25 protein-coding genes are annotated in these 21,746 nt (G+C 66.0%); all 25 read left to right on the forward strand.

The genetic code is table 11. The annotated features are described in order from the left end of the window. The first annotated feature begins 2 nt into the window (after positions 1–2). Entirely contained in the window at positions 3–1,052 is a 1,050-nt protein-coding gene (locus A3M1_RS0105340; protein WP_018387927.1) for a flagellar hook-associated family protein, read from the forward strand. 16 nt (positions 1,053–1,068) lie between these two features. Beyond that, positions 1,069–1,416 carry a flagellar biosynthesis regulator FlaF gene (gene flaF / locus A3M1_RS0105345; protein WP_018387928.1) on the forward strand — a complete coding sequence of 116 codons (348 nt, stop codon included), beginning with the start codon at positions 1,069–1,071 and terminating at the stop codon, positions 1,414–1,416. Positions 1,417–1,424: 8 nt separating this feature from the next. Further along, positions 1,425–1,823, forward strand: coding sequence for a flagellar biosynthesis repressor FlbT (gene flbT, locus A3M1_RS0105350; protein ID WP_018387929.1), 399 nt, complete (start codon positions 1,425–1,427; stop codon positions 1,821–1,823). A 78-nt stretch (positions 1,824–1,901) separates the two neighbouring features. Continuing rightward, positions 1,902–2,300 (forward strand): flagellar hook assembly protein FlgD, encoded by a 399-nt coding sequence (gene flgD, locus A3M1_RS0105355; RefSeq protein WP_018387930.1) that lies wholly within the window; start codon positions 1,902–1,904, stop codon positions 2,298–2,300. Between the two features lie 3 nt (positions 2,301–2,303). Further along, positions 2,304–2,570 (forward strand): flagellar biosynthesis protein FliQ, encoded by a 267-nt coding sequence (gene fliQ / locus A3M1_RS0105360; RefSeq protein ID WP_018387931.1) that lies wholly within the window; start codon positions 2,304–2,306, stop codon positions 2,568–2,570. A 6-nt stretch (positions 2,571–2,576) separates the two neighbouring features. Next, positions 2,577–4,661 carry a flagellar biosynthesis protein FlhA gene (gene flhA / locus A3M1_RS0105365; protein WP_018387932.1) on the forward strand — a complete coding sequence of 695 codons (2,085 nt, stop codon included), beginning with the start codon at positions 2,577–2,579 and terminating at the stop codon, positions 4,659–4,661. Then, the gene (fliR, locus tag A3M1_RS0105370; protein WP_018387933.1) at positions 4,658–5,413 is read left to right on the forward strand and encodes a flagellar biosynthetic protein FliR; all 756 of its coding nucleotides are present in this window, start codon (positions 4,658–4,660) and stop codon (positions 5,411–5,413) included. Before flhA ends, fliR begins: the two co-directional genes overlap by 4 nt. Before the next feature lie 3 nt (positions 5,414–5,416). After that, the gene (locus tag A3M1_RS0105375) at positions 5,417–5,818 is read left to right on the forward strand and encodes a hypothetical protein (protein ID WP_018387934.1); all 402 of its coding nucleotides are present in this window, start codon (positions 5,417–5,419) and stop codon (positions 5,816–5,818) included. 39 nt (positions 5,819–5,857) lie between these two features. Next, positions 5,858–6,355 carry a rod-binding protein gene (locus tag A3M1_RS0105380; RefSeq protein ID WP_018387935.1) on the forward strand — a complete coding sequence of 166 codons (498 nt, stop codon included), beginning with the start codon at positions 5,858–5,860 and terminating at the stop codon, positions 6,353–6,355. Then, positions 6,352–6,729, forward strand: a complete 378-nt coding sequence (locus tag A3M1_RS0105385) for a hypothetical protein (protein ID WP_018387936.1) — start codon at positions 6,352–6,354, stop codon at positions 6,727–6,729. The genes A3M1_RS0105380 and A3M1_RS0105385 overlap by 4 nt, the downstream gene beginning before the upstream one ends. Continuing rightward, positions 6,726–7,244, forward strand: coding sequence for a hypothetical protein (locus A3M1_RS0105390; protein ID WP_018387937.1), 519 nt, complete (start codon positions 6,726–6,728; stop codon positions 7,242–7,244). Before A3M1_RS0105385 ends, A3M1_RS0105390 begins: the two co-directional genes overlap by 4 nt. A 22-nt stretch (positions 7,245–7,266) precedes the next feature. Beyond that, positions 7,267–8,940, forward strand: coding sequence for a methyl-accepting chemotaxis protein (locus tag A3M1_RS0105395; RefSeq protein ID WP_018387938.1), 1,674 nt, complete (start codon positions 7,267–7,269; stop codon positions 8,938–8,940). Between the two features lie 60 nt (positions 8,941–9,000). Continuing rightward, positions 9,001–11,676, forward strand: a complete 2,676-nt coding sequence (locus tag A3M1_RS0105400) for a chemotaxis protein CheW (protein ID WP_018387939.1) — start codon at positions 9,001–9,003, stop codon at positions 11,674–11,676. Next, positions 11,673–12,146, forward strand: a complete 474-nt coding sequence (locus tag A3M1_RS0105405) for a chemotaxis protein CheW (RefSeq protein WP_018387940.1) — start codon at positions 11,673–11,675, stop codon at positions 12,144–12,146. The genes A3M1_RS0105400 and A3M1_RS0105405 overlap by 4 nt, the downstream gene beginning before the upstream one ends. Positions 12,147–12,171: 25 nt before the next feature. Continuing rightward, the gene (locus tag A3M1_RS0105410) at positions 12,172–12,552 is read left to right on the forward strand and encodes a response regulator (RefSeq protein WP_018387941.1); all 381 of its coding nucleotides are present in this window, start codon (positions 12,172–12,174) and stop codon (positions 12,550–12,552) included. Beyond that, positions 12,549–13,742 carry a chemotaxis response regulator protein-glutamate methylesterase gene (locus tag A3M1_RS0105415; RefSeq protein WP_018387942.1) on the forward strand — a complete coding sequence of 398 codons (1,194 nt, stop codon included), beginning with the start codon at positions 12,549–12,551 and terminating at the stop codon, positions 13,740–13,742. Before A3M1_RS0105410 ends, A3M1_RS0105415 begins: the two co-directional genes overlap by 4 nt. Further along, positions 13,739–14,551: a protein-glutamate O-methyltransferase CheR gene (locus tag A3M1_RS0105420; protein ID WP_018387943.1), complete on the forward strand. Its 813-nt coding sequence runs from the start codon at positions 13,739–13,741 to the stop codon at positions 14,549–14,551. The genes A3M1_RS0105415 and A3M1_RS0105420 overlap by 4 nt, the downstream gene beginning before the upstream one ends. Positions 14,552–14,962: 411 nt before the next feature. Continuing rightward, positions 14,963–15,580, forward strand: coding sequence for a cytochrome c oxidase subunit II (locus A3M1_RS26845; RefSeq protein WP_018387944.1), 618 nt, complete (start codon positions 14,963–14,965; stop codon positions 15,578–15,580). A gap of 88 nt (positions 15,581–15,668) precedes the next feature. Then, on the forward strand, positions 15,669–15,866 hold the full coding sequence (locus tag A3M1_RS26850) for a hypothetical protein (RefSeq protein ID WP_245261580.1): 198 nt from the start codon (positions 15,669–15,671) through the stop codon (positions 15,864–15,866). After that, positions 15,863–17,989: a cbb3-type cytochrome c oxidase subunit I gene (locus A3M1_RS24945; RefSeq protein WP_018387946.1), complete on the forward strand. Its 2,127-nt coding sequence runs from the start codon at positions 15,863–15,865 to the stop codon at positions 17,987–17,989. Before A3M1_RS26850 ends, A3M1_RS24945 begins: the two co-directional genes overlap by 4 nt. Continuing rightward, positions 17,989–18,621: a cytochrome c oxidase subunit 3 gene (locus tag A3M1_RS0105435; RefSeq protein WP_018387947.1), complete on the forward strand. Its 633-nt coding sequence runs from the start codon at positions 17,989–17,991 to the stop codon at positions 18,619–18,621. The genes A3M1_RS24945 and A3M1_RS0105435 overlap by 1 nt, the downstream gene beginning before the upstream one ends. After that, on the forward strand, positions 18,618–18,962 hold the full coding sequence (cyoD, locus tag A3M1_RS0105440; RefSeq protein WP_018387948.1) for a cytochrome o ubiquinol oxidase subunit IV: 345 nt from the start codon (positions 18,618–18,620) through the stop codon (positions 18,960–18,962). Before A3M1_RS0105435 ends, cyoD begins: the two co-directional genes overlap by 4 nt. A 189-nt stretch (positions 18,963–19,151) precedes the next feature. Then, positions 19,152–20,312: a helix-turn-helix transcriptional regulator gene (locus A3M1_RS0105445; protein ID WP_018387949.1), complete on the forward strand. Its 1,161-nt coding sequence runs from the start codon at positions 19,152–19,154 to the stop codon at positions 20,310–20,312. 675 nt (positions 20,313–20,987) lie between these two features. Next, entirely contained in the window at positions 20,988–21,290 is a 303-nt protein-coding gene (locus tag A3M1_RS0105450; protein ID WP_018387950.1) for an urease subunit gamma, read from the forward strand. Positions 21,291–21,311: 21 nt separating this feature from the next. Then, complete coding sequence (locus A3M1_RS0105455) at positions 21,312–21,722, forward strand: urease subunit beta (protein WP_018387951.1); 411 nt, start codon at positions 21,312–21,314, stop codon at positions 21,720–21,722. Positions 21,723–21,746: the final 24 nt, after the last annotated feature.

The raw sequence follows: 21,746 nt of genomic DNA on the forward strand, positions 1-21,746 counted from the left end.
CCATGTTTTCCAGCTTCATCTCCACGCTCTCGCTCAACCACGCCCCCCGCGCAGCCCTGCCCCGGCTGCAGACCGAGCTGGCCAAGGCGAGCCAGGAACTGACCACCGGCCGGCGCGCCGATGTCGGGCTCGATCTCGGCGTCGGCATTGGCGAGAATCTCACCCTGCGACGCGACCAAGCCTCGCTGCAGAGCCTGATCGATGGCAACGCCTCCACCGAGGCGGCGCTCGACCGCACCCAGACCGCGCTCGACGACATTCGCGCGCAGGCGGACGGCTTCCTCAGCGCGCTGGTCGGCATCTCCCAGGCCGATAGCGGCGCCGGCGTGCTGGCGGCGCAGGGGCGCTCCGCGCTCGACGCCCTTACCGCCACGCTCAACCTGACCGATGGCCGGCGCTACCTCTTCGGTGGGCTGAACAGCGCCGCCAAGCCGATGGCCAGCTTCGACGAGGGCCCGCAGGCCGCGATCACCAGCGCCTTCGCCGCCCGCTTCGGCCTCGATCCCGCCGACCCGCTGAAGGACCCGGCGGTGGCGCAGATTCCGGCCGCCGATCTCGCCGACTTCATCGACACCACCCTCGCCGCCTCTTTCGAGGAACCCGGCTGGAGCGCCACCTGGTCGGACGCCAGCAACGAGAATCGCAGCGCCGCCATTTCCTCCACCAGCCGGATCGAAGTCGGGGCCAGCGCCAACGAGCCAGCCATGCGCAAGCTCGCCATGGCATACACGGTCATAGCGACGCTCGGCGCCGCCCCGCTCAAGGGCGACGCGCTGGCCACCGTGCTCGACAAGACGCGATCGCTGATGGGAAGCGCCGTTTCCGGCGTCACCGATATCGCCACCCGCGTCGGCTCCGCACAAAGCCGCATCGCCGCCGCCGACACGCTGATGCGTGGCGCCATCGACGCCACGGATCGCCGCCTCAACGCTCTCGAAGGCATTGATCCCGCCGAAGCCAAGACGAGACTGGACACCGTGACCACTCAGATCGAGATGTCCTACTCTCTGACTTCGCGAATACTTAAACTGTCCATCATGGACTACATCTAGTACGAAGGGTCGACAGATGTATCGCTTCTCGTATGCCGAGATTCTCGGTGACTCCAGCGCCGAAGGCCGTGATGAAGAACGCCTGGCGCTCGATCACGCTATCGATCTGCTGACGCGCGCCCAGGCGAACGGCCCGGCCTCGCCGGAAGCCGCGCAGGCCGTGCTCTATCTCCAGAAGCTCTGGGGCTTCCTCATCCGCGACCTCAGCGACCCGCATAACGAGCTGGCCGAGACGCTGCGCGGCAACCTGATCTCCATCGGCCTGTGGGTGATCAAGGAGGCGGACCAGATCGTGCAGGAGCGCTCCTCCAATTTCGCCGGCCTCATCGAGGTCAACCGCTCCATCCGCGACGGGCTTATGTGAGGCGCGCGATGCAGATTTCCCTCAAGCCCGGCGAACGGCTTTTCCTCAATGGCGCGGTCATCCGCGTCGACCGCAAGGTGACGGTCGAACTGATGAACGATGTGGCGTTTCTACTGGAGAGCCATGTGCTCCAGGTCGAGGACACCACCACGCCGCTGCGCCAGCTCTATTTCGTCGTGCAGATGATGCTGATCGAGCCGCGCCGGATGGCGCAGGCGCAGCGCCTGTTCCGCGAACAGCTGTCGGCGCTGATGGTGTCGTTCCGCACCGACTCGATGATCGCCGCGCTGACCCAGATCGGCGAATTCGTCGACACCGGCCGCTTCTTCGACGCGCTGCGCGCCCTGCGCCGCCTGTTCCTCGTCGAGGAGACCATCCTCGGCTGCGACGCGCCCAGGGCCGCCTGAGGCCTTTGTTGTTTCGACGCGCTTTCCGGCCGCCGACGGGTCCCGTCGTGCGGGGAAAGGCATCAGGGAAATTCAGCCATGACCAGCATCAACGCCCTTGGCGGCACCTCGGCCGCGTCGGCCCCTGCCGCCAAGCCGGCCGGCGGCACGCTCGACTACAGCGCCTTCCTCCAGCTGCTCATCGCCCAGATGAAGAACCAGGACCCGACCGAGCCGATGGACACCGCCCAGTATATGGGCCAGCTCGCGTCGTTCTCGCAGGTCGAGCAGAGCGTGGCCGCCAATGCCAAGCTCGATCAACTGCTCACCTCCTCGGCGCTGCAGATCGCCGATGCCGCGGTCGGCCGCACTGTCACCAGCGCCGATGGCAGCGTGACCGGCCAGGTGGCCTCGGTCCGCATTTCTTCCGACGCGCCGGTGGCCACCCTCACCGATGGCCGCGAGGTCACTCTCGGCGCCGGCATCCGGATCGCCTGAGCGATGAACGAGGCCGACGCCCTCGACATCGTCCAGTCCGCGATCTGGACCATCATCATCGCCTCCGGCCCGGCGGTCGCGGCGGCGATGCTGGTCGGCATCGCGGTGGCGCTGTTCCAGGCGCTGACCCAGGTGCAGGAAGTCACCCTCACCTTCATCCCCAAGATCATCGCGGTGCTTGTCGTCACTGCACTGACTGCCACTTTCATCGGCCAGCAGATTCTTGCCTTCACCCAGGAAATCTACGGCCGGATCGGCACCGGATTCTGAAGCATCATGAGCGCATTGACCGCCGCCCCCGCCACCGCGCGCGCCTCACGGCGCGATATCGGCTTTGCGGTCGGCATCATCGCCATCCTCACTGTCCTCTTCCTCCCCATCCCCGCCCCCCTCATCGACCTCGGGCTGGCACTTTCCATTGCGCTTTCAGTGCTTATCCTGATGGTATCGCTGTGGATTCAGAAGCCGCTCGAATTCAGCGCCTTCCCCACCGTGCTGCTGATCGCCACCCTATTGCGCCTCGCGCTGGGCATCGGCACCACGCGGCTGATCCTCGCGGAAGGCGGCGATGGCGTTCACGCCGCCGGGCACATCATCAGCGGCTTCTCGCAGCTGGTGATGAGCGGTGACTTCGTCATCGGCATCGTCGTCTTCGTCATCCTGATCACCGTCAACTTCCTCGTCATCACCAAGGGCGCGACCCGCATCGCCGAGGTCGGCGCGCGCTTCACCCTCGACGCCATTCCCGGCAAGCAGATGGCGATCGACGCCGATCTCAATGCCGGGCTCATCGACGACAAGGAAGCGCAGCGCCGGCGCAGCGAGCTGGAAGAGGAAAGCTCCTTCTTCGGCTCGATGGACGGCGCCTCGAAATTCGTCCGCGGAGAGGCGGTGGCGAGCCTCATCATCATCGCGGTCAACATCTTCGGCGGCATCATCATTGGCGTGACCCGCCATGAGATGGAGCTGCGCGAGGCGGCGGATATCTTCACCCGCCTCTCCGTCGGTGACGGCCTGGTCTCGCAGATTCCGGCGCTCATCGTCTCGCTGGCCGCCGGCCTGCTGGTGTCCAAGGGCGGCACGCGGGGAACGACGGAAAAGGCCGTGCTGGGCCAGCTGGGCGCCTATCCGCGTGCGCTCTATGTTGCCGCCGCGCTGATGTTCTCCCTCGCACTGGTGCCCGGCCTGCCTCTCGTTCCGTTCGCGGCGCTCGGCGCGGTGATGGCCTTCATCGCCTACAAGGTGCCGCAGCAGCTCGCCCGCGAGAAGGAGGCGGAGAGGTCCCGCGAGGCGCAGATGCAGCAGCAGGTGGCCGCCGAGAGCAAGGATTCGGTGCGGGAATCGCTGCGCACCGCCGAGGTCGAGGTGGCCGTGGGCAAGCAGCTCGCCACCATCGTGCTGCGCAACCCGGCGGAACTGGCCCACCGCATCGGCAAGATGCGACGCAAATTCGCCGAGCGCTACGGCTTCGTGGTCCCCGACATCAAGGTTTCGGAGGGTCTGGCCCTGCCGGCCAAGAACTACCAGATCAAGCTGCACGGCACCGCCATCACCGGCCATGAAATGCGGATCGGCGAAGCGCTGGTGGTGATCGGCGACGGCCCGCGCCCGGACGTGCCCGGCGACGAGACCCGCGAGCCGGCCTTCGGCATGAAGGCCCTGTGGGTCTCCGATTCCTATGCGGCGGAGGTCAAGCGCGAGGGCTTTGCCCCGATCGACGCGCTCTCGATCATGCTGACCCATGTCAGCGAAGTGGTGTCGAACAACCTGGCGCAGCTGCTGTCCTACAAGGACATGCGCTCGCTGCTGGAGCGGCTCGATCCCGAATACAAGCGGCTGATCGAGGACATGTGCCCCTCGCAGATTTCCTATTCCGGGCTGCAGGCGGTGCTGAAGCTGCTGCTGGCCGAGCGTGTCTCGATCCGCAATCTGCACCTCATCCTCGAAGCGATCGCCGAAATCGTGCCGCATGCGCGGCGTTCGGAACAGGTGGTGGAGCATGTGCGGATGCGGATGGCGCAGCAGATCTGCGGCGACCTTTCCGAGGGCGGCGTACTCAAGGTGCTGCGCCTCGGCGGCAAATGGGACCTGACCTTCCATGAGAGCCTGAAGCGCGACGCCAAGGGCGAGGTGGCCGAATTCGACATCGACCCGCGCCTGGTCGAGCAGTTCGGCACCGAGGCCTCCGCCGCCATTCGCGAGCGGATGCGCAGCGCCGGCAGCTTCGCCCTCGTCACCGCCCCCGACGCCCGGCCCTATGTCCGGATGATCATTGAGCGCATGTTCCCCGCCCTGCCGGTTCTGTCGCATGTGGAAATCGCGCGCGGGGTCGAGATCGCCTCGCTCGGGGCGATCGCGTGAACGGCTCGGCTGAAGCGCCGCTGATCGCGGCCTTCCTCATTTTCTGCCGCATCGGCGCCTGCTTCATGCTGATGCCAGCCTTTTCCAGCAGCCGGCTGCCGGCCAAGATCCGGCTGTTCCTGGCGCTCGGCCTTTCCTACGCGCTCACCCCGCTGCTCGGCGACGAGATCACCCGCACGGTGGCGGGTCTCTCGCAGGCCCAGCTGCTGCTGGCGATCGCCGGCGAGCTGGCCACGGGCGGCATTATCGGCCTGTTGGCCCGCACCTTCTTCCTCGCTCTTCAGACCCTGATGACGGCGGCAGCGCAGGCGGTGGGCCTTTCCACCCCCTCAAGCATGGTGAGCGAGGAAGACGGCCAGATGCCGGAAATCGCCACGCTGATGACCCTGTCCGCCACCGCGCTGCTCTTTGCCACCGACCAGCATTGGGAGATTCTGCGGGCGGTGGTCGAATCCTATTCCCGCCTGCCGCCCGCCGGCCCCTTCGTCGCCGGCGCCTCGCTCGGCCTGTTCGTCGACCGGTTGAGCGACACCTTCCTGCTCGGCCTGCGGCTGGCGAGCCCGTTCCTGGTCTATTCCGTGGTGGTGAACCTCGCGGTCGGGCTGATCAACAAGCTCACCCCGCAGATTCCGGTCTATTTCATCGCCATGCCCATGGTCACCGCCGGCGGGCTGCTGCTGCTTTATGTGACAGTCGACGACGTGCTGCGCATGTTCGTCGAGGCGTTCACCTCCTGGCTGGCGAAAGGCTGAACGATGATCGCCCTTCTGCGCAAGGCGCGCCGAATCGAAGCCGTTCAGGGGCAGATGCACCAGCGCGCCGAGAGCGCGCTCGCGCGGATCGAACGGGCGCAGGCCGACGTCGAGCGCGAGCGGCGGGACATCATGGCGGTGCTGAACAACGAAGCAATCGCCCCTTTCGTGATCGCCCTCGCCGCGCCGCGCCTGCGCGCGCTCGATGCGCAGATCGGCCGCCTGCAGCATGAGGCGGCGGCGCAGCGGGCCGTCGCGCTGGAAGCCGCTATGCGGCTCAAGCGCGCCGAGCGCATGACCGGCAAGGCCGAGGCGAACGCCCACGCCGCTGAGGAGCGCGCCAGCCTTGACGAGGCGCTGGAGGCGTTCATCGCCCGAGGGAGCGCAAGCTTCCCGCCAGCCTGATCTGCGAGGTTGCATCGGTCAAAAGAAACGGTGCAGCCGATGAGCATCCAACCTCCCTCCGACATCCTTCTCGACGTGGTGAAGGCCGCCGACCCGCAGAAGGCGCAGGCCATGGCCGCGCGGCTGCGGCAGGTCGCGTCTGCCACGGCCAGCGCCGCGGCGGGCGGGGCGGCGGTTGAGGGGCCGCGCTTCGACGATGCCCTCGCCGGCGAGAGCGCCACCCCCGTCGCCCTGGGCGAGGGGGGAAGCCCGCTCGGCACGTTCTCCGCGCGGACGCTGTCCAATGCCACCGCGCTGTCCTCGCGCGAGCCGGCCGGCGATCCCTCTCCCTATCGTCGCTTCGAGGCGATGGTGCTGAGCGGCTTTGTCGAGCAGTTGCTGCCCAAATCCAGCGCCACCCTCTTCGGCGCCGGCACCGCCGGGCAGGTCTGGCGTTCGATGCTGGCCGAGCGCATCGCCGACGAGGTCGCCAAGTCGGGCGGCATCGGCCTCGCGCAGCACCTTGCCTCGGTACGGGGCGGGCAGGACGCAGCATGAACGCCAATCCCGCCCTGATAACGCTGCATGGATTGCTCGACCGGCTCGAAGAGGCGGTCGAGGAGGAAACGGCCGCGCTGACCCAGCGCCGGCCGCTCGATTTCGAGGAGATCAACCGGCGCAAGAGCCGCAGCCTGCTGGAGCTGACGCGCGCTATCCGCTCTCTGCCCGAGGCGCTGGCCGGCGCGCGTGAAGGCGCGCTGCCGGCGCGACTGGCCAGCTTGCGCAGCAAGCTGCTGGGCAACCAGGACATGCTGCGCATTCATCTTTCCGCCGCGCAGGAGATCGCCGCCATTCTCGGCAGCGAGATGGGCGAGGCGGACTCGGACGGAACCTACTCGTTCGCGCAGGTCACGAGGCATGCCTCGCGATGATGCGGCTGCTGTTCATCGGCCTTTGGGTCTGCCTGGTCACGCTTCTGGCGAGCTATGGCGGCGCCTATTGGATGGCCGGCTCCCCCACCGGCAAGGACGAGCAGCCGTTTCTCGCGGGGCTCGAATACCGCCGCCTCGAACCGATCAACGTGCCGATGATCATCGACGGCACGGTGCGCGGCTACGTGATCGCCAAGCTGGTCTTTACCGCCGATGCGGCGACGCTGCGCCAGCTGCCGATAGAGCCCCAGATCTTCGTTACCCACGCCGCGTTCCAGGAAATATACACGGACGGCCGTATCGAATTCGGAAAACTATCTAAGTATAACCTGTCCGAAATGCTGAACAACATCCGGGCCAAGGTAAATGAAAAGCTGAACGGCGACGTCGTAAAGGAAATACTCGTCGACGGAATCAATTATATCGACAAGTCCGAAATACGTGCACTTGTCGACCGATCCGGCGAAGCACCGAAGAAGACCTCCGCCGCCACAGGCGAAAAAGCAACCCATTGAGCCTCAATCCGGAATTGCCCTCATGAAGATCACCGGCAAAATCTACACCATCGTCGCCACGCTCGGCCTGACGACCGCCCTGGTCGGCGGCATTTCGATCTATACGCTTACGCTTCAGGCCTCGCTGTCCGAGGAGCTCGATCGTCTCCATCGTCAGGCGTTCCTCGCCGAGCGCATCAATGGCCTGGTCAGCACCGTCGTCATGGACGCGCGCGGCATCTACATGTCGGCCGATCGCGAGGCGGCCAAAGGCTATATTGCCGGCATGCAGCGCAGCCTCAACCAGCTGCGCGACGTCGTCGGCGAAGGCACGGCGGCGAGCGATGCCGCAGGGAACGGCAGCTTCGGCGCCGTGGCCAAGGATGTCGAGCAGTTCCTGAGCTTCCGCTCCGAAACCGTGCGCCTCGCCACGGAGGACGGCCCGCCGGCGGCCAACGCCCAAGGCAACAACGAAGCCAACCGTGCCAACCGCAAGGCGCTTCAGGCCTCGCTCGGAACCCATGTCGAGCAGCTGCGCGAGCGCACCGACCCGCTGCGCGAGGAATTTCTGACCATCGATTTCTGGTCCGAGATCATCATCCTCATCACGACCGGCATCGGCCTGCTTATCGGCATCGGCACCGGCCTCTATATCGGCGTCGTCACGCTGAGCCGCCCCATCCGCCGGGTGATCGAGACCGTGAAGGCGGTGGCGGACGGCAAGCTCGACGTCGAGATCGAAGCCAAGCCCGGCAATGACGAGATCGGCGAGCTCTGGCGCTCCACCGGCGAACTCCTCGGCACGCTGAAGGAGGCCGAGCGCCTGCGCGCCGAGCAGGCCGCCTCCGCCGAACGCATCGAAATCGAGAAACGGACGGCCATGCGCGACCTCGCCGATCGCTTCGACAGCGAGATTTCCGGCGTCGTCCGCTCGGTGGCCGCCGCTGTTACCCAGCTTGAACATTCCGCCTCCAGCATGAGTTCGTCGGCCGACGAGACCAGCCGCCAGTCGACCGTCGTCGCCGCGGCGGCCGAGCAGGCGACCGGCAATGTGCAGATCGCCGCTTCCGCCGCCGAGGAGCTCGCCGCCTCGGTGCGCGAGATCGGCCACCAGGTGTCCACCGCCGCGAAGATCGCCGGCGAGGCCACCGAACAGGCCAACGGCACCGCCGACGTGGTGCGCGGCCTCGCCACCAGCGCCCAGCGCATCGGCCAGGTGGTGAATCTCATCACCGACATTGCCTCGCAGACTAACCTTCTGGCTCTCAACGCCACCATCGAGGCGGCGCGGGCCGGCGAGGCGGGACGCGGCTTCGCCGTCGTCGCGATGGAAGTGAAGACCCTGGCCGAACAGACCTCGAAGGCCACCGACGAAATCTCCTCGCAGATCGCCGCCGTACAGGGCGCGACCAACGATGTGGTGAAGGCGATCGAGAACATCTCCGGCACCATCCGCCGCATCGACGAGATTTCGAGCGCCATCGCCACCTCGATCGACGAGCAGGGCGCGGCGACGGGCGAGATCGCGCAGAACGTCCACCAGGCGGCCCAAGGCACGCAGGAGGTTTCCTCCAGCATCTCCACGGTCAGCGTGGCGGCTGCCGATACCGGGCGCGTCTCGGCCGAGATCGTGCGCTCCGCCGCCGACCTTTCATCGCAGGCGACCCGGCTGCGCACGCAGTTCGATACCTTCATCGAACGCATCCGCGCCGCCTGAGCCCCTTGCTGGCGCCTCACGGCGCCGGCTTCTCCTGATCACCCCAATCCAGTGAGTGTCATGGACGACCTGCTCCGCGAATTCCTGACGGAAACCGGCGAAAGCCTCGATGTCGCCGACGGCGAGCTGCTTAAGCTCGAAACCGACCCGAACAATCGGGACATCCTCAACAACATCTTCCGCCTCGTGCACACCATCAAGGGCACCTGCGGCTTTATCGGCCTGGCTCGGCTCGCGCGGCTCGCCCACGCCGCCGAAACGCTGATGGACGAGTTCCGCAACGGCCGCCCGGTGAAGTCCGGCGCGGTGGATCTGATCCTGCGGACCATCGACCGGATCAAGCTCATCCTGGCCGAAATCGAGCGCAGCGATGGCGTCGAGCCGCCCGGCGCGGATGAAGACCTGATCTCGGCGCTGGAAGCGGAAGCCGCCAACGCGGAGGCCGCGCCGACACCGGCGCCCGCCCCCGCGGCGAAAGCCGAGCCCGCCATTGTGGTCTCGCTTGAGCGCGAGCTGCTGCCGGGCGAAGTGCCGCTTGACGAACTGGAGCGCATGTTCCGCGAGACGGCGGTGGAGGCACGGCCCAAGGTGCCGACGCTGGCCGCCCCCGCGCTCGTGCCGCAGCTGGCGGCCGCCGCGCCCGAGGCCGAGCACGCACCGGCGACCGCGCCCGACCCGGCAGCCGCCGCGGCACAGACCATCCGCGTCAGCGTCTCGGTGCTCGAACATCTGATGACGATGGTTTCCGAACTGGTGCTCACCCGCAACCAGCTCATGGAGATCAGCCGCCGCAACGAAGACAGCGACTATAAGAGCCCGCTGCAGCGACTTTCCACCGTCACCGGTGAGCTGCAGGAAGCCGTGATGCGGACCCGCATGCAGCCGATCGGCAATGCGTGGCAGAAGCTGCCCCGCATCGTGCGCGATCTCGCGCAGGAACTCGGCAAGCAAATTGAGCTGGAACAGCACGGCGCCGAGACCGAACTCGACCGCCAACTGCTCGACCAGATCAAGGACCCGCTCACCCACATGGTGCGCAATTCGGCCGACCATGGGCTGGAAACACCCGGAATGCGCCGACTGGCCGGCAAGCCGGAAAAGGGCACCATCCGCCTGTCCGCCTATCATGAGGGCGGCCATGTCATCATCGAGATTTCCGATGACGGGAAAGGGCTCGATGTCGCTCGCATCCGCGCCAAGACGATCGAAAACGGCCTGTGCTCGGAAGCCGATGCCGCGCGCATGACCGACGCACAGCTCTACCGCTACATCTTCCACGCCGGCTTCTCCACCGCCCAGCAGGTCACCAGCGTATCCGGCCGTGGTGTCGGCATGGATGTCGTGCGCTGCAACATCGAGTCGATCGGCGGCACGGTTGACGTGCGCTCGAAGCGGGGTGAAGGCACGACCTTCACCATCAAGATCCCGCTCACCCTCGCCATCGTTCCCGCGCTCATCGTGGAAACCACTGGCGAGCGCTTCGCCCTGCCGCAGACGTCCGTCGTCGAACTGGTGCGGGTGCGCGGCGACAGCGAGCATTCGCTGAGCTTCATCAAGCATGCCCATGTGCTGCGCCTGCGCGACCGGCTGCTGCCGATCATCGATCTCGGCTCGGTGATGGGTCTGTCCTGCCATTGGGGCGAACATCCCGACGGCGAACTGATCGTGGTGATGCAGGTCGGCAACCAGCGCTTCGGCGTCGTGGTCGACAGCGTTCTGCACACCGAGGAAATCGTGGTGAAGCCGCTCGCCTCGGTGCTGCGGGGCATCTCCCTGATCTCCGGCAGCACCATCCTCGGCGACGGGCGCGTCATCATGATTATCGATCCCAACGGCCTGTCCCAGTACGCCGCCGCCCGGTCGGACAAGACCGACGAGGCCAGCAAGAACGAGGCGCACGCCGGCACGGAGGCCGATTCCAACAAGATGTCGCTCCTGCTCTGCCGGGCCGGCGCCGAGGGCATCAAGGCGGTGCCGCTCGCACTCGTCACCCGCCTCGAGGAACTCGACGCCGGAGAAGTGGAGCTATTGTCGGACCGCTCCGTGGCGCAGTATCGCGGCACTCTTATCCCGATCCTCTACGCCAATGACGAAGTGGAGCGGAAGACATCGGGCAAGCAACCCCTGCTCATCTTCTCGGAAGGGGAGCGGACAATGGGCCTCTTCGTCGACCAGATCGTCGACATTGTCGAGACCGAGTTCGAGCTCAAGCTGTCCTCGGGCGCCCCGGACATCATGGGCGGAGCGATCATCAACGGCACGGCAACCGAGGTGCTCGACGTCGCGCACTTCATGCAGCGGGCCTTCGGCGACAGTTTCGACATTCCCGTCGGGCACCCGCGCGAGCGGAGCGGCCGGCTGCTGCTCGTGGACGACAATGCCTTCCATCGCGCGATGCTGGAGCCGGTCCTGAAGGGCAACGGCTACTCGGTGACAACCTGCACCTCCGCCAGCGATGCGCTGATGAAGCTCTCCGGTGAAGCCCGCTTCGACGCGGTCGTCAGCGAGGTCGACATGCGCGGTATCGACGGCATCGGCTTCGCCGAGCGCGTGCGCAGCGAACTGCACATGCACGACCTGCCGATCATCGCCATGGCCGCCGGGCGCAACCCGGACACCATCGAACGCGGCCACCTGGCCGGTTTCACCGACTATGTAGCGAAATTCGACCGTAACGGCCTGCTGGCCGCGCTGCGCGAGTTTACGGCCCACGAAGACAAGGAGAAGGCGGCATGAGCACGGCGGCTGTCAACCTGGAAGGGCCGAGCGACGCCCATCAATACGTCACTATCCGCATCGGCGGACAGCTCTTCGGATTGCCGATCTCGGCGGTCAATGAAGTGTTCGTCCCCGACCGGATCACGCCCGTGCCGCTCGCCTCACGCGAGATCGATGGGGTGCTGAACCTACGCGGTCGGATCGTCACCATGATCGATATGCGCCGCCTGCTGGGCCTGCATGATGGAACCCTCGCCCGCATGGCGGTCGGCATCGAGCGCACGGGCGAGGCCTTCGCCCTGCTGATCGACGGGATCGGAGACGTTCTGCTCCTCGATCCCAGCACCTATGACAGCAATCCGCCAAATCTCGACGAAGAGTGGACGCAGTTCTCGGAAGGCGTCCATCGCTTGGAGGGCGAACTGCTCGTGGTGCTCGACGTCGAACGCGTTCTCGCCAACGTCGGTGGCGCGCGGAGCGCGGCATGAGACAGCTCATCCGGGAACCAAGCCTATGAAGACCTTTCTTGTCGTTGACGATTCGTCCGTGGTGCGCAAAGCGGCGCGCCGCATGCTGGAGACCTGGTCCTTCAAGGTGGAGGAGGCCGAGAACGGCGCCGTGGCGCTGGATCGGTGCCGGCAGCACATGCCGGACGGAATCCTGCTCGACTGGAACATGCCTGAAGTCACGGGCTTCGAGTTCCTGGAACTTCTGCGCTGCGAAGCCGGCGGCGCCGCGCCGCGCGTGGTGTTCTGCAGCACCCACAACGATGCCGCCCATATCGCCAGCGCCCTGTCGGCCGGCGCTGACGAATACATCATGAAGCCGTTCGACGCCGACATCCTGCGAGAGAAGCTCGTCGAGGTCGGCCTGCTGGAGGAAGAGCCGCTATGAGCCTCGCACGCCCCACGGGCTCTTCGGGCGGTACGCCGCAGCCGGCTGGCCCTCCCATCAAGGTGATGATCGTCGACGATTCCGTGTTCATGCGCGGAATCCTCAGCAACTGGCTGGGCGAAACCGGCGAGTTCAGCGTCGTCGCCGTCCATCCCAATGGCCGGCGCGCGGCCGACGACGTCCAGCGCGCGCAGCCCGACGTCGTGATCCTCGATCTCGAAATGCCCGATATGGATGGCCTCACCGCCCTGCCGCTCATCCTTGAGCGCAAGGCCGGAACGGCGGTGCTGGTGGCCTCCGCCCTGACCCGGCGCGGCGCGGAAATCAGCCTAAGGGCGCTGACGCTCGGAGCGGCCGACTATCTCCCCAAGCCGGACGCCGCACGCGGCCCGGTGGCGGCAGAGGAGTTCCGCGCCGACCTGCTGGCGAAGACGCGCAGCCTTGGCCAGCGCGTGCGGCGTCGCTCACTGCCCCGGCCGCCGGTGGGGGTGCCCGCGGCAAGTGGCGGCGGAGCACCGTCGCCGCAGCCCGTGCAGGCACCCACGCCGGCCACGGTGGCGGGCGCGCCCCGCCCCGGCGGCAAGCTGCGCGCCTATTCGATGATGCCGCCCACCCTTCTGGCCGTCGGCAGCTCGACCGGCGGCCCGCAGGCCCTGACACGGCTGTTCACCGACATTGGCCCGGCCATCGGCAATGTGCCGGTGCTGATCGTCCAGCACATGCCGCCGACCTTCACCGCCATTCTCGCCGAGCACATCGCCCGCGCCTCGGGCCGGCGGTGCGCGGAGGGGCGCGACGGCGAGGACCTCGTGCCGGGCCAGATCTATGTGGCCCCCGGCGGCCTGCATATGGATATCGTCCGTTCCAGCGGCACCAGCAAGATCCGGCTGCTCGACAGCCCGCCGGTGAACTTCTGCAAGCCGGCGGTCGACCCGATGTTCGAGGCGGTCGCGGGCATCTATGGCGCCGCCGCCCTCGCCGTGGTGCTCACGGGCATGGGCAGCGACGGCGCACGCGGGGCGCTGAAGATCGCCGAACTCGGCGGCAGCGTGATCGCCCAGGACGAGGAGACCAGCGTCGTCTGGGGGATGCCCGGCGCCACCGTGGCGATCGGCGCCTGCGCCGGCATTCTGCCGATGGCGGAGATCGGCCCACGGGTCAGCCGAATGCTTGTGGGAGGCCGCGAATGATTGGCCCCTCCGATTTCGAGTTTCTGCAGCGCTTTCTCAAGGACAAGTCGGGGCTCGCCCTCGGTGACGACAAGCGCTACCTGCTGGAGACGCGGCTCGATCCCGTCATGAAGAAGGCGTCCGTCGCCAGCATCACGCAGCTTGTCGCCACCCTGCGCGAGCGGGGCTCCTCCCCGCTGGCCGAGGCGGTGATCGAGGCGATGACGACCAATGAATCGCTGTTCTTCCGCGACAAGCGCCCCTTCGATCAGCTCGCCGCGCTGATCCTGCCGGAGCTGATCTCCCGCCGCCCGCCCGGCCAGCCGCTGCGCATCTGGTGCGCGGCCGCCTCGACCGGACAGGAGCCCTACTCCATCGCCATGCTGCTGCGCGACAACGAGCGACTGCTCGGCGGCCGGCGGGTCGAGATCGTCGCCACCGACCTGTCCGCCGAAGTGATCGAGCGGGCGCAGGAGGGCGTCTATACCCAGTTCGAGGTGCAGCGGGGCCTGCCGGTGCACTACCTCCTGAAGTGCTTCAACCAGGAGGGGCAGATGTGGCGGATCAACGCCGATATCCGCGCCATGGTTCGCTTCTCGCGACTGAACCTGCTGCAGTCCTTCGCCCATCTCGGCCAGTTCGACATCGTGTTCTGCCGAAATGTGCTGATCTATTTCGATGCAGCGACGAAGACCGACGTGCTCGGGCGCATCGCCAATCTCATGGCACGCGACGGCTACCTCGTGCTCGGCGGCGCGGAAAGCGTGCTCGGCCTGTCCTCGGAGCTGGTGCCCGGGAGTCAGCACGGCTTCTATATCCGCAAGAACTGAGCCCCTTTCAGCTGAGGCATCTCTGACTGAACGGGATTCGGCCGAATCACCCGCGTCTTCGCTCTCGCTCCGGGAGTGAAGACGCGGCGCCGGCCGTTCCATTCCCGCCCCACCCGCAAACGTGCTGACGCCGACGCTTTCATGAGACGCGGGGTCTTGATCCCGTTCCTCGGCACCTCCTGGCACCGGAGTCGCCGTGCGGCTGTCTTCCCCCCGCCATGAATTTTCCGCAATCTCCGACGCGCCGTACGATGATATCCGTCTCCATTCGTGCTTTCCTGCAACTGGGGTTGGACGGATACCTCCAGGTGAGAGACCGCACGCGAAATGGCGCGCAACAGTCGCAAAGGGGGCAGCGTGACGCTGAGGGGAAGAGCCGGATGGCTCGCCGTAGCCATTCCGGGGATCGCTTTGCCGATAACGGCTTATGCCGGCAGCTTCCTTGAGCCTGCGGGGCCTGTCGCGGCCGGGCAGCTGTCGCATTTCGGCGTTATCAGCGGGCTGATGCTGATCGTCATCGTGCCGATGTTCGTGGCGCTGCCGATCGTGCTGTGGCGTTACCGGCGCGGCGGCGCGGGCGCGTACCGGCCGGACTGGGAGTTCAACTGGGGCCTCGAGCTGCTGATCTGGGGCGTTCCGGTCGCGCTGGTCGTCGCCCTTGGCACGGCGCTGTGGCGGCAGACGATCACGGGCGACCCCTACCGCGCGCTCGGCCCCGACCCGCTGGTGGTCGAGGTGGTGGCGCTCGACTGGAAATTCCTGTTCCTCTACCCCGAGCAGGGCGTGGCGACGCTCGACCTGCTCGCTCTGCCCGAGGGCCGGCCGGTCACGCTGAAGCTGACCAGCGGCACGGTGATGCAGTCCTTCATCATTCCGCAGCTCGCCGGGCAGATCTACGCGATGGCCGGCATGCAGACGCAGCTGAACCTGGTTGCCGACAGGACCGGCGATTTCACCGGCCGCAACACCCAGTATAACGGCCTCGGCTTCGCCACCCAGTCCTTCACCACACGGGTGATGAGCCCCTGACGCCTTCGAGGGCTGGGTCGCGGCGACGAAGGCGCAGGGAACCGCGCTCGATGCCGCCGGCTACGCCAAACTTCTCCCGTCCTCGGTGGTGAACGCGCCGGTGCTCTACAGCCAGTTCACCCCGGGCCTGTTCGACCAGGTGATGGCGGGCTTCGCGCCCGGCATGTTCCAGCATCACGGCCATGCGGCGATGCCCGGCCATGCGGCGATGCCCGGCCCTGCGGCGATGCCCGCTCCGCCCGCGCCCCACCAGGGCCATGACCATACGCCGGAGGCCGCGCAATGAACTGGGAGCTCATATTCGGCCAGATCAAGTGGACCTCCTTCGTCTTCGCCGGGATGATCGAGAACCCCTCGCTCAGCGAGGCCATCGCCTCGGGCGCCGGGTCGATCGCGGTGCTGGGCGCGCTCGCCACCGTCATCCTGCTGACGGTCAAGGGCTGGTGGGTGCCGCTGTGGCGCGACTGGCTGACCAGCGTCGACCACAAGAAGGTCGGCATCATGTACATCGCGATCGCGCTTGTCATGTTCGCCCGCGCGGTGATCGAGGCGGCGCTGATGCGCGCCCAGCAGCTCGCCGCCACCGAGGGCGCCGGCTTCCTGTCGGCCGATCATTTCGGCCAGCTGTTCAGCACCCACGGCACGATCATGATCTTCTTCGTGGCGATGCCGTTCATCACCGGGCTGATGAACTATGTCATGCCGCTGCAGATCGGCGCCCGCGACGTCTCCTTCCCGCTGCTCAACGCCATCTCGCTGATGCTGACCATGGCGGGGGCGATCCTCATCATGGTGTCGCTGGTGGTGGGCCAGTTCTCCACCGGCGGCTGGTCGGCCTATCCGCCCTTCACCGGCATCGAGTTCAGCCCGGGCGAGGGGGTCGACTACTGGATCTGGGCGGTGTCGCTCGGCTCGATCGGCTCGACGCTGACGGGCCTCAACTTCGCGGTGACGATCTACAAGAAGCGCTGCCCCGGCATGTCGCTGTTCCGCATGCCGCTGTTCACCTGGACGACGCTGTGCACGTCGATCCTGATGATCTTCGCCATGGCGCCGCTGACCGCCGCCACCATCATGCTCGCCCTCGACCGCTATGCCGGCTTCCATTTCTTCACCAATGGCGACGGCGGCAACATGATGAACTACGCCAATCTGTTCTGGCTGTTCGGCCATCCGGAGGTCTACATCCTGATCCTGCCGGCCTTCGGCGTCTGGTCGGAGGTGGTGGCCACCTTCTCAGCCAAGCGCATCTATGGCTACACCTCGCTGGTCTACGCCACCATGTGCATCGCCGTGCTGTCCTTCGCGGTGTGGCTGCACCACTTCTTCACCATGGGCCAGAGCGCCAATGTGAACGCGATCTTCGGCATCGCCACGATGATCATCGGCGTGCCCACCGGCGTGAAGGTCTATGACTGGCTGCTGACCATGGTGGGCGGGCGCATCCGCTTCTCCACGCCGATGCTGTACCACATCAACTTCCTGCTCACCTTCATCCTCGGCGGCATGACCGGCGTGCTGCTGGCCAATCCCGGCGTCGATTTCCAGGTCCACAACACGCTGTTCCTGGTGGCGCATTTCCACAACATGATCATTCCCGGCGTGCTGTTCGGCATGTTCGCGGCGGTGCAGTTCTGGTTCCCGAAGGTGTTCGGCTTCCGGCTGCATGAGGGGCTGGGCCGGGCCTCGTTCTGGTGCTTCGCGCCGGGATTCCTGCTGGCGTTCTTCCCGCTCTACTGGCTCGGCATGATGGGCGCGACGCGGCGCACCTATATGTGGTCGAACCCCGACTACGTGCCCTGGCTCGCCCTCGCCATGCTCGGCGCCGGGCTCATCCTGGCCGGCTTCGCGCTGATGGTGACGCAGATCGTGGTCTCGGTGCGCCAGCGCGCGCAGCTCGCCGCCCCGCTGGGCGATCCCTGGGACGGGCGGGCGCTGGAATGGTCGATCCCCTCGCCGCCCCCTAGCTGGAACTTCGCCGTTCTGCCGCAGGTGTCCTCGCAGGACCCGTTCTACGAGGCCAAGAAGGCCGGCATCGCCTATCGCTCGCCGGCGGCCTATGAGGATATCGAGGTGCCGCGCAACACCGCGACGGCGCCGCTGATCGGCCTGTTCGCCTGCGCCTGGGCGTTCGGCCTGGTCTGGCACATCTGGTGGCTGGCGATTGTCTCCTTCGTGCTGATCTGGGCCGTCGTCATCGCCCGCTCCTTCGCCACTGACACGGAGGAGACCATTCCCGCCGCGACGGTGAAGGCTTTGAACGAGGCCTTCCTCGCCGCGGCGCGCGCCACGCCGGGCGTGACCCGCGACCGGGAAATGACCTCCGACAACAAGGGCCGGGCGCACCCCGAAGCGCTGGAGGGCCGCGCCGGGACCCTCGCCTCCGGCACCGCCGTGGAGGCGCTGTGATGAGCCTTTCCGAACGCCTTCATCCCGGACTGAACCTCGCCGGCACCGATCCCGAAGGCCATGAGGCGGCCGAAGAGACGCTGTTCGGCTTCTGGATCTTCCTGATGAGCGATCTGGTGCTGTTCGCAGTGCTGTTCGCGACCTATGCGGCGATGAGCGTGCAGGGCATCGCCGAAGGCCCCCGGCCCGCCGAGGTCTTCGACCTCACCGCCGCCTTCGTGGAAACGCTGCTGCTGCTGTTCTCCAGCTTCGCCTTCGGCCTCGCCATGCTGGAGATGAAGTACCGCGAAAACCGGCGCGGCGTGCTGGTGTGGCTGCTCATCACCGGCGTGCTCGGCGCGGCCTTCGTCGGCATGGAGCTGCACGACTATTACGTGATGATCACGGAGCATGCGGCGCCGCCGCAGGCCAGCGGCTTCCTCTCCGCCTATTACCTGCTGACCGGCACCCACGCGCTGCACGTCTCGTCCGGGCTGGTGTGGATGGTCATCATGGCGGTGCAGGTCGCGGTCTTTGGCTTCAGCACGCCGGTGAAGCTGCGGCTGATGCGCCTCGCGCTGTTCTGGCACATGCTCGACGTGGTCTGGATCGGCATCTTCACCTTCGTCTATCTCTACGGGGTCGCGTCATGAGCCGCCGCATTGCCGCCGACACGCCCACCGTCGACCATGCGGAAGAGGGCCGCGAGCGCCGCTCCTATGTGATCGGCCTGGTGCTGGCGCTGGTTCTGACCACCGGCGCCTTCGCGGTGGTGGGGCTGAACCTACTCAGCGGCGCCGCCGCGCTCGCCGCGCTGGGCCTGCTCGCCCTGATCCAGGCGGTGGTGCATCTGCGCTACTTCCTGCACATCGACCTCGAACGCTCGCACCGCGACGACCTGCTGCTGATCCTCTTCACCGTCCTCATCCTGATCATCATGGTCTCCGGAACCATCTGGATCCTCTACGATCAGCACATCCGAATGATGCCCTGACAGGCGGACGCGCCGCGCCGATCGGCCGCCAGGGGACGAACCCGGGGGCTGCGGGTGTTACCCATTGGCTGGCCCTCTGGGCTCGCGGGAGCCGTCCTCTCCGGGCGTGCCCAGGATATAAGGGTCCGTTAGCCCCAGCCAGACGTGCTCTTTTGGACGGACGCCTGACAACAGTCGTAGGAAGGAATCATGACTGATCTGAATTTGTCCCCCCCTGCCGGCATGCCGGCTGCGATGGGCGTCGATGGAGCAATCTACAGCCTTTACGCGGCAGCCTTGAATTCAGAGTGCTGGTCGTCGGCCCTTGAGTCGGTTGCGACGCTGTCCATGTCGGTCGGCGCGGTCATCTTCGCGAAGTCGAAGGATAGCTGGGCCTTTCCCTCCCATTCCGCCGGCCTCGCGGAGGCCGTCAATTCTTATCTGCGTGAGGGGTGGTCTCGACGCAATCCCTGGCTCGAAGGCAGGTTGCCAGCTGGCTTTCATGCCGGCGACGTCTATACGGAACAGGATATTCTCGATTTTTCGGAAGTGTCCCTGAATACGTTCTATGGGGACTTCCTTTCCCGGTACGGTATCTCCCATGTGATGGCCTCGATCATCCACTCCGAATTGGGAAACCCGACCAGCCTCGTGGTCTGTCGGGCGGCCTCCGTGGGCCCATTCGGGGACGATGATCGCGAGGCACTGCTGCTGCTCGCGCGGCACCTTGAACAGTCGCTGAGGATCACATCGGCCTATCTGAAGGCGAAGGCGGCGGGTGATACGGTCGCTCAAGCGTTCGACACGATGGACCAACCGGCTGTCATCCTCGACGGGAAAATGCGCCCTCTCCGCGTCAACCGATCGGCCGAGCCATTGGTGGGGCGGTACTTTGTTGATAGCGAAGAAGGTCTCCGCCCGACCATGCGGGCCGACGTCGACGATTTCGTTTCGACCGTTCAACGTGCGCAGACCGATGGCCGCCTCGACGGCCGCCTGCCTCACCCCACCACCGTCTCCGATCCGGATGGGAAGAAACGCCTTGTCGTGTGGACCGCGCCGCTTGTTGGACCGTCGGCAGACGCTCTGGGGCTGGTGAGGCCCGATAAGCACGTTCTGATGCTGGCGAAAGATCTGGAGAACGACCAGATCATCGATCCCACGGTCATCCGCAAGGTCTTCGGATTGACGACGGCCGAAGCGCGTCTGGCCTCGCTGCTCGGGAGCGGACGAAGTGTCCGGGAGGCAGCAGAGACCCTCGATATTTCCGAGGGGACGGCCCGGTTTGTCCTCAAGCGCATATTTTCCAAACTCGGCGTAAGCCGGCAGGCGGAGCTTGTTTCTCGGTTGAGACGGCTGATCCTGCGGTAAGGCTCGCCCCAGCAACTGTCGGCACGGATCGCTCATCGATGCCCAAGGCTCGGCCGGAACATCCGTCTCCGATCTGTGTCGATTGAGCTGGACAGACCTTTCCCCTTTCATATCCGCCGCGGCTTCCTTCAGGGCCTGTGCCTCACGACGCAGGCCCTTGACCGCGTCGTGAGGCACAGGCCCTGACGCCGGCCAGCCCGCGCTTGCCGGCGCCAGGGGCCCTGACAGCAGACACCGCAGGCGGAACAACTACGGGCAGTCTCTCACACCGACGCGAATAGTCATGGCAGCTATTTAGACGCGCGCAGCGCCCCCCGCCGGCACGATATGGCGATCGCGGCGGCAATCCAATAATTAGAAAACTTTGATTGTATATATTATAATCAGAACAGAAAGTCGCGAGATGGTAAGTCCGTGTGCCAACGTTTTGCGACGTATCCAATTTGGTATATGCGTTTGTCAAAAGTGTACATTCAGGCGAATGCCGTGACGGTTGTCGTCGATAATGTGCAAGCGCCCGAGAGTCGGTGGCTCTACACGGCGGACGGTAAAAAATAGCCGACTTGCGGGACGACAGGCCGAAAAACCTCTGTTATCACGATTGGAGTTCCGTAATGATGCGGATGCGCGCAGGACGGTCGGCCACCGGCCGGCGGGATGAGGAGGAGGTTGCTTATGCACTTTACCCCGCGAGAAATCGATAAGCTGCTGATCTATACGCTCGCCCAGGTTGCGCAGAAGCGGAAGGATCAAGGACTGAAGCTCAACCATCCGGAAACGGTGTCGCTCATCTCCGTCGCCGCGCTCGACGGGGCGCGTGCCGGCAAGACCGTCGAGGAGGTGATGGAGCTCGCCAGCAAGGCGATCACCCGCGACGACGTCATGGAAGGTGTCGCGGACATGATCCCGTATGTGCAGGTGGAGGCCGTGTTTACGGATGGCAGCCGCCTCGTCACTGTCCATGATCCCATCAAGTAGCCGGGACGAGCGGGTGACATCATGAGCAAAGAACCGAAGAAGACCCCGGTTGGCGGCCTCGTCCTCGGCAACGGCGACATCGAGATCAACGCCGGCTATCCGACCACGATGCTGAAGGTCCGCAACACCGGCGACCGGCCGATCCAGGTGGGGTCGCATTTCCATTTCTTCGAGGTGAACGCCTCGCTGGAGTTCAACCGCGAGCAGGCCTTCGGCAAGCGGCTGAATATTCCCGCCACCACGGCGCTGCGCTTCGAGCCCGGCGACGAGAAGGAAGTCGTGCTCGTTCCCTACCAGGGCAAGCAGCGCGTGCTCGGCTTCAACGGCCTGGTCAACGGCTGGGTCGGCGACGAGAACTACGACGATTACCGCCCCCGCCTGACGGACGCCCTGGAGCGCGCCAAGCGCTATGGATTCAAGAGCAAGTCGTGACAGGCCGCAACATTCAGCCAATGG

The organism is Ancylobacter sp. FA202 (assembly GCF_000380205.1).
In the GTDB taxonomy this organism is placed as follows: Bacteria; Pseudomonadota; Alphaproteobacteria; order Rhizobiales; family Xanthobacteraceae; genus Ancylobacter.

Excerpts from the sequence above, each read along its gene's own strand:
- A3M1_RS0105340 (WP_018387927.1), top strand. The coding sequence starts at position 3 with ATGTTTTCCAGCTTCATCTCCACGCTCTCGCTCAACCACGCCCCCCGC.
- flaF (WP_018387928.1), top strand. The coding sequence starts at position 1,069 with ATGTATCGCTTCTCGTATGCCGAGATTCTCGGTGACTCCAGCGCCGAA.
- flbT (WP_018387929.1), top strand. The coding sequence starts at position 1,425 with ATGCAGATTTCCCTCAAGCCCGGCGAACGGCTTTTCCTCAATGGCGCG.
- flgD (WP_018387930.1), top strand. The coding sequence starts at position 1,902 with ATGACCAGCATCAACGCCCTTGGCGGCACCTCGGCCGCGTCGGCCCCT.
- fliQ (WP_018387931.1), top strand. The coding sequence starts at position 2,304 with ATGAACGAGGCCGACGCCCTCGACATCGTCCAGTCCGCGATCTGGACC.
- flhA (WP_018387932.1), top strand. The coding sequence starts at position 2,577 with ATGAGCGCATTGACCGCCGCCCCCGCCACCGCGCGCGCCTCACGGCGC.
- A3M1_RS0105375 (WP_018387934.1), top strand. The coding sequence starts at position 5,417 with ATGATCGCCCTTCTGCGCAAGGCGCGCCGAATCGAAGCCGTTCAGGGG.
- A3M1_RS0105380 (WP_018387935.1), top strand. The coding sequence starts at position 5,858 with ATGAGCATCCAACCTCCCTCCGACATCCTTCTCGACGTGGTGAAGGCC.
- A3M1_RS0105385 (WP_018387936.1), top strand. The coding sequence starts at position 6,352 with ATGAACGCCAATCCCGCCCTGATAACGCTGCATGGATTGCTCGACCGG.
- A3M1_RS0105390 (WP_018387937.1), top strand. The coding sequence starts at position 6,726 with ATGATGCGGCTGCTGTTCATCGGCCTTTGGGTCTGCCTGGTCACGCTT.
- A3M1_RS0105395 (WP_018387938.1), top strand. The coding sequence starts at position 7,267 with ATGAAGATCACCGGCAAAATCTACACCATCGTCGCCACGCTCGGCCTG.
- A3M1_RS0105400 (WP_018387939.1), top strand. The coding sequence starts at position 9,001 with ATGGACGACCTGCTCCGCGAATTCCTGACGGAAACCGGCGAAAGCCTC.
- A3M1_RS0105405 (WP_018387940.1), top strand. The coding sequence starts at position 11,673 with ATGAGCACGGCGGCTGTCAACCTGGAAGGGCCGAGCGACGCCCATCAA.
- A3M1_RS0105410 (WP_018387941.1), top strand. The coding sequence starts at position 12,172 with ATGAAGACCTTTCTTGTCGTTGACGATTCGTCCGTGGTGCGCAAAGCG.
- A3M1_RS0105415 (WP_018387942.1), top strand. The coding sequence starts at position 12,549 with ATGAGCCTCGCACGCCCCACGGGCTCTTCGGGCGGTACGCCGCAGCCG.
- A3M1_RS0105420 (WP_018387943.1), top strand. The coding sequence starts at position 13,739 with ATGATTGGCCCCTCCGATTTCGAGTTTCTGCAGCGCTTTCTCAAGGAC.
- A3M1_RS24945 (WP_018387946.1), top strand. The coding sequence starts at position 15,863 with ATGAACTGGGAGCTCATATTCGGCCAGATCAAGTGGACCTCCTTCGTC.
- A3M1_RS0105435 (WP_018387947.1), top strand. The coding sequence starts at position 17,989 with ATGAGCCTTTCCGAACGCCTTCATCCCGGACTGAACCTCGCCGGCACC.
- cyoD (WP_018387948.1), top strand. The coding sequence starts at position 18,618 with ATGAGCCGCCGCATTGCCGCCGACACGCCCACCGTCGACCATGCGGAA.
- A3M1_RS0105445 (WP_018387949.1), top strand. The coding sequence starts at position 19,152 with ATGACTGATCTGAATTTGTCCCCCCCTGCCGGCATGCCGGCTGCGATG.
- A3M1_RS0105450 (WP_018387950.1), top strand. The coding sequence starts at position 20,988 with ATGCACTTTACCCCGCGAGAAATCGATAAGCTGCTGATCTATACGCTC.
- A3M1_RS0105455 (WP_018387951.1), top strand. The coding sequence starts at position 21,312 with ATGAGCAAAGAACCGAAGAAGACCCCGGTTGGCGGCCTCGTCCTCGGC.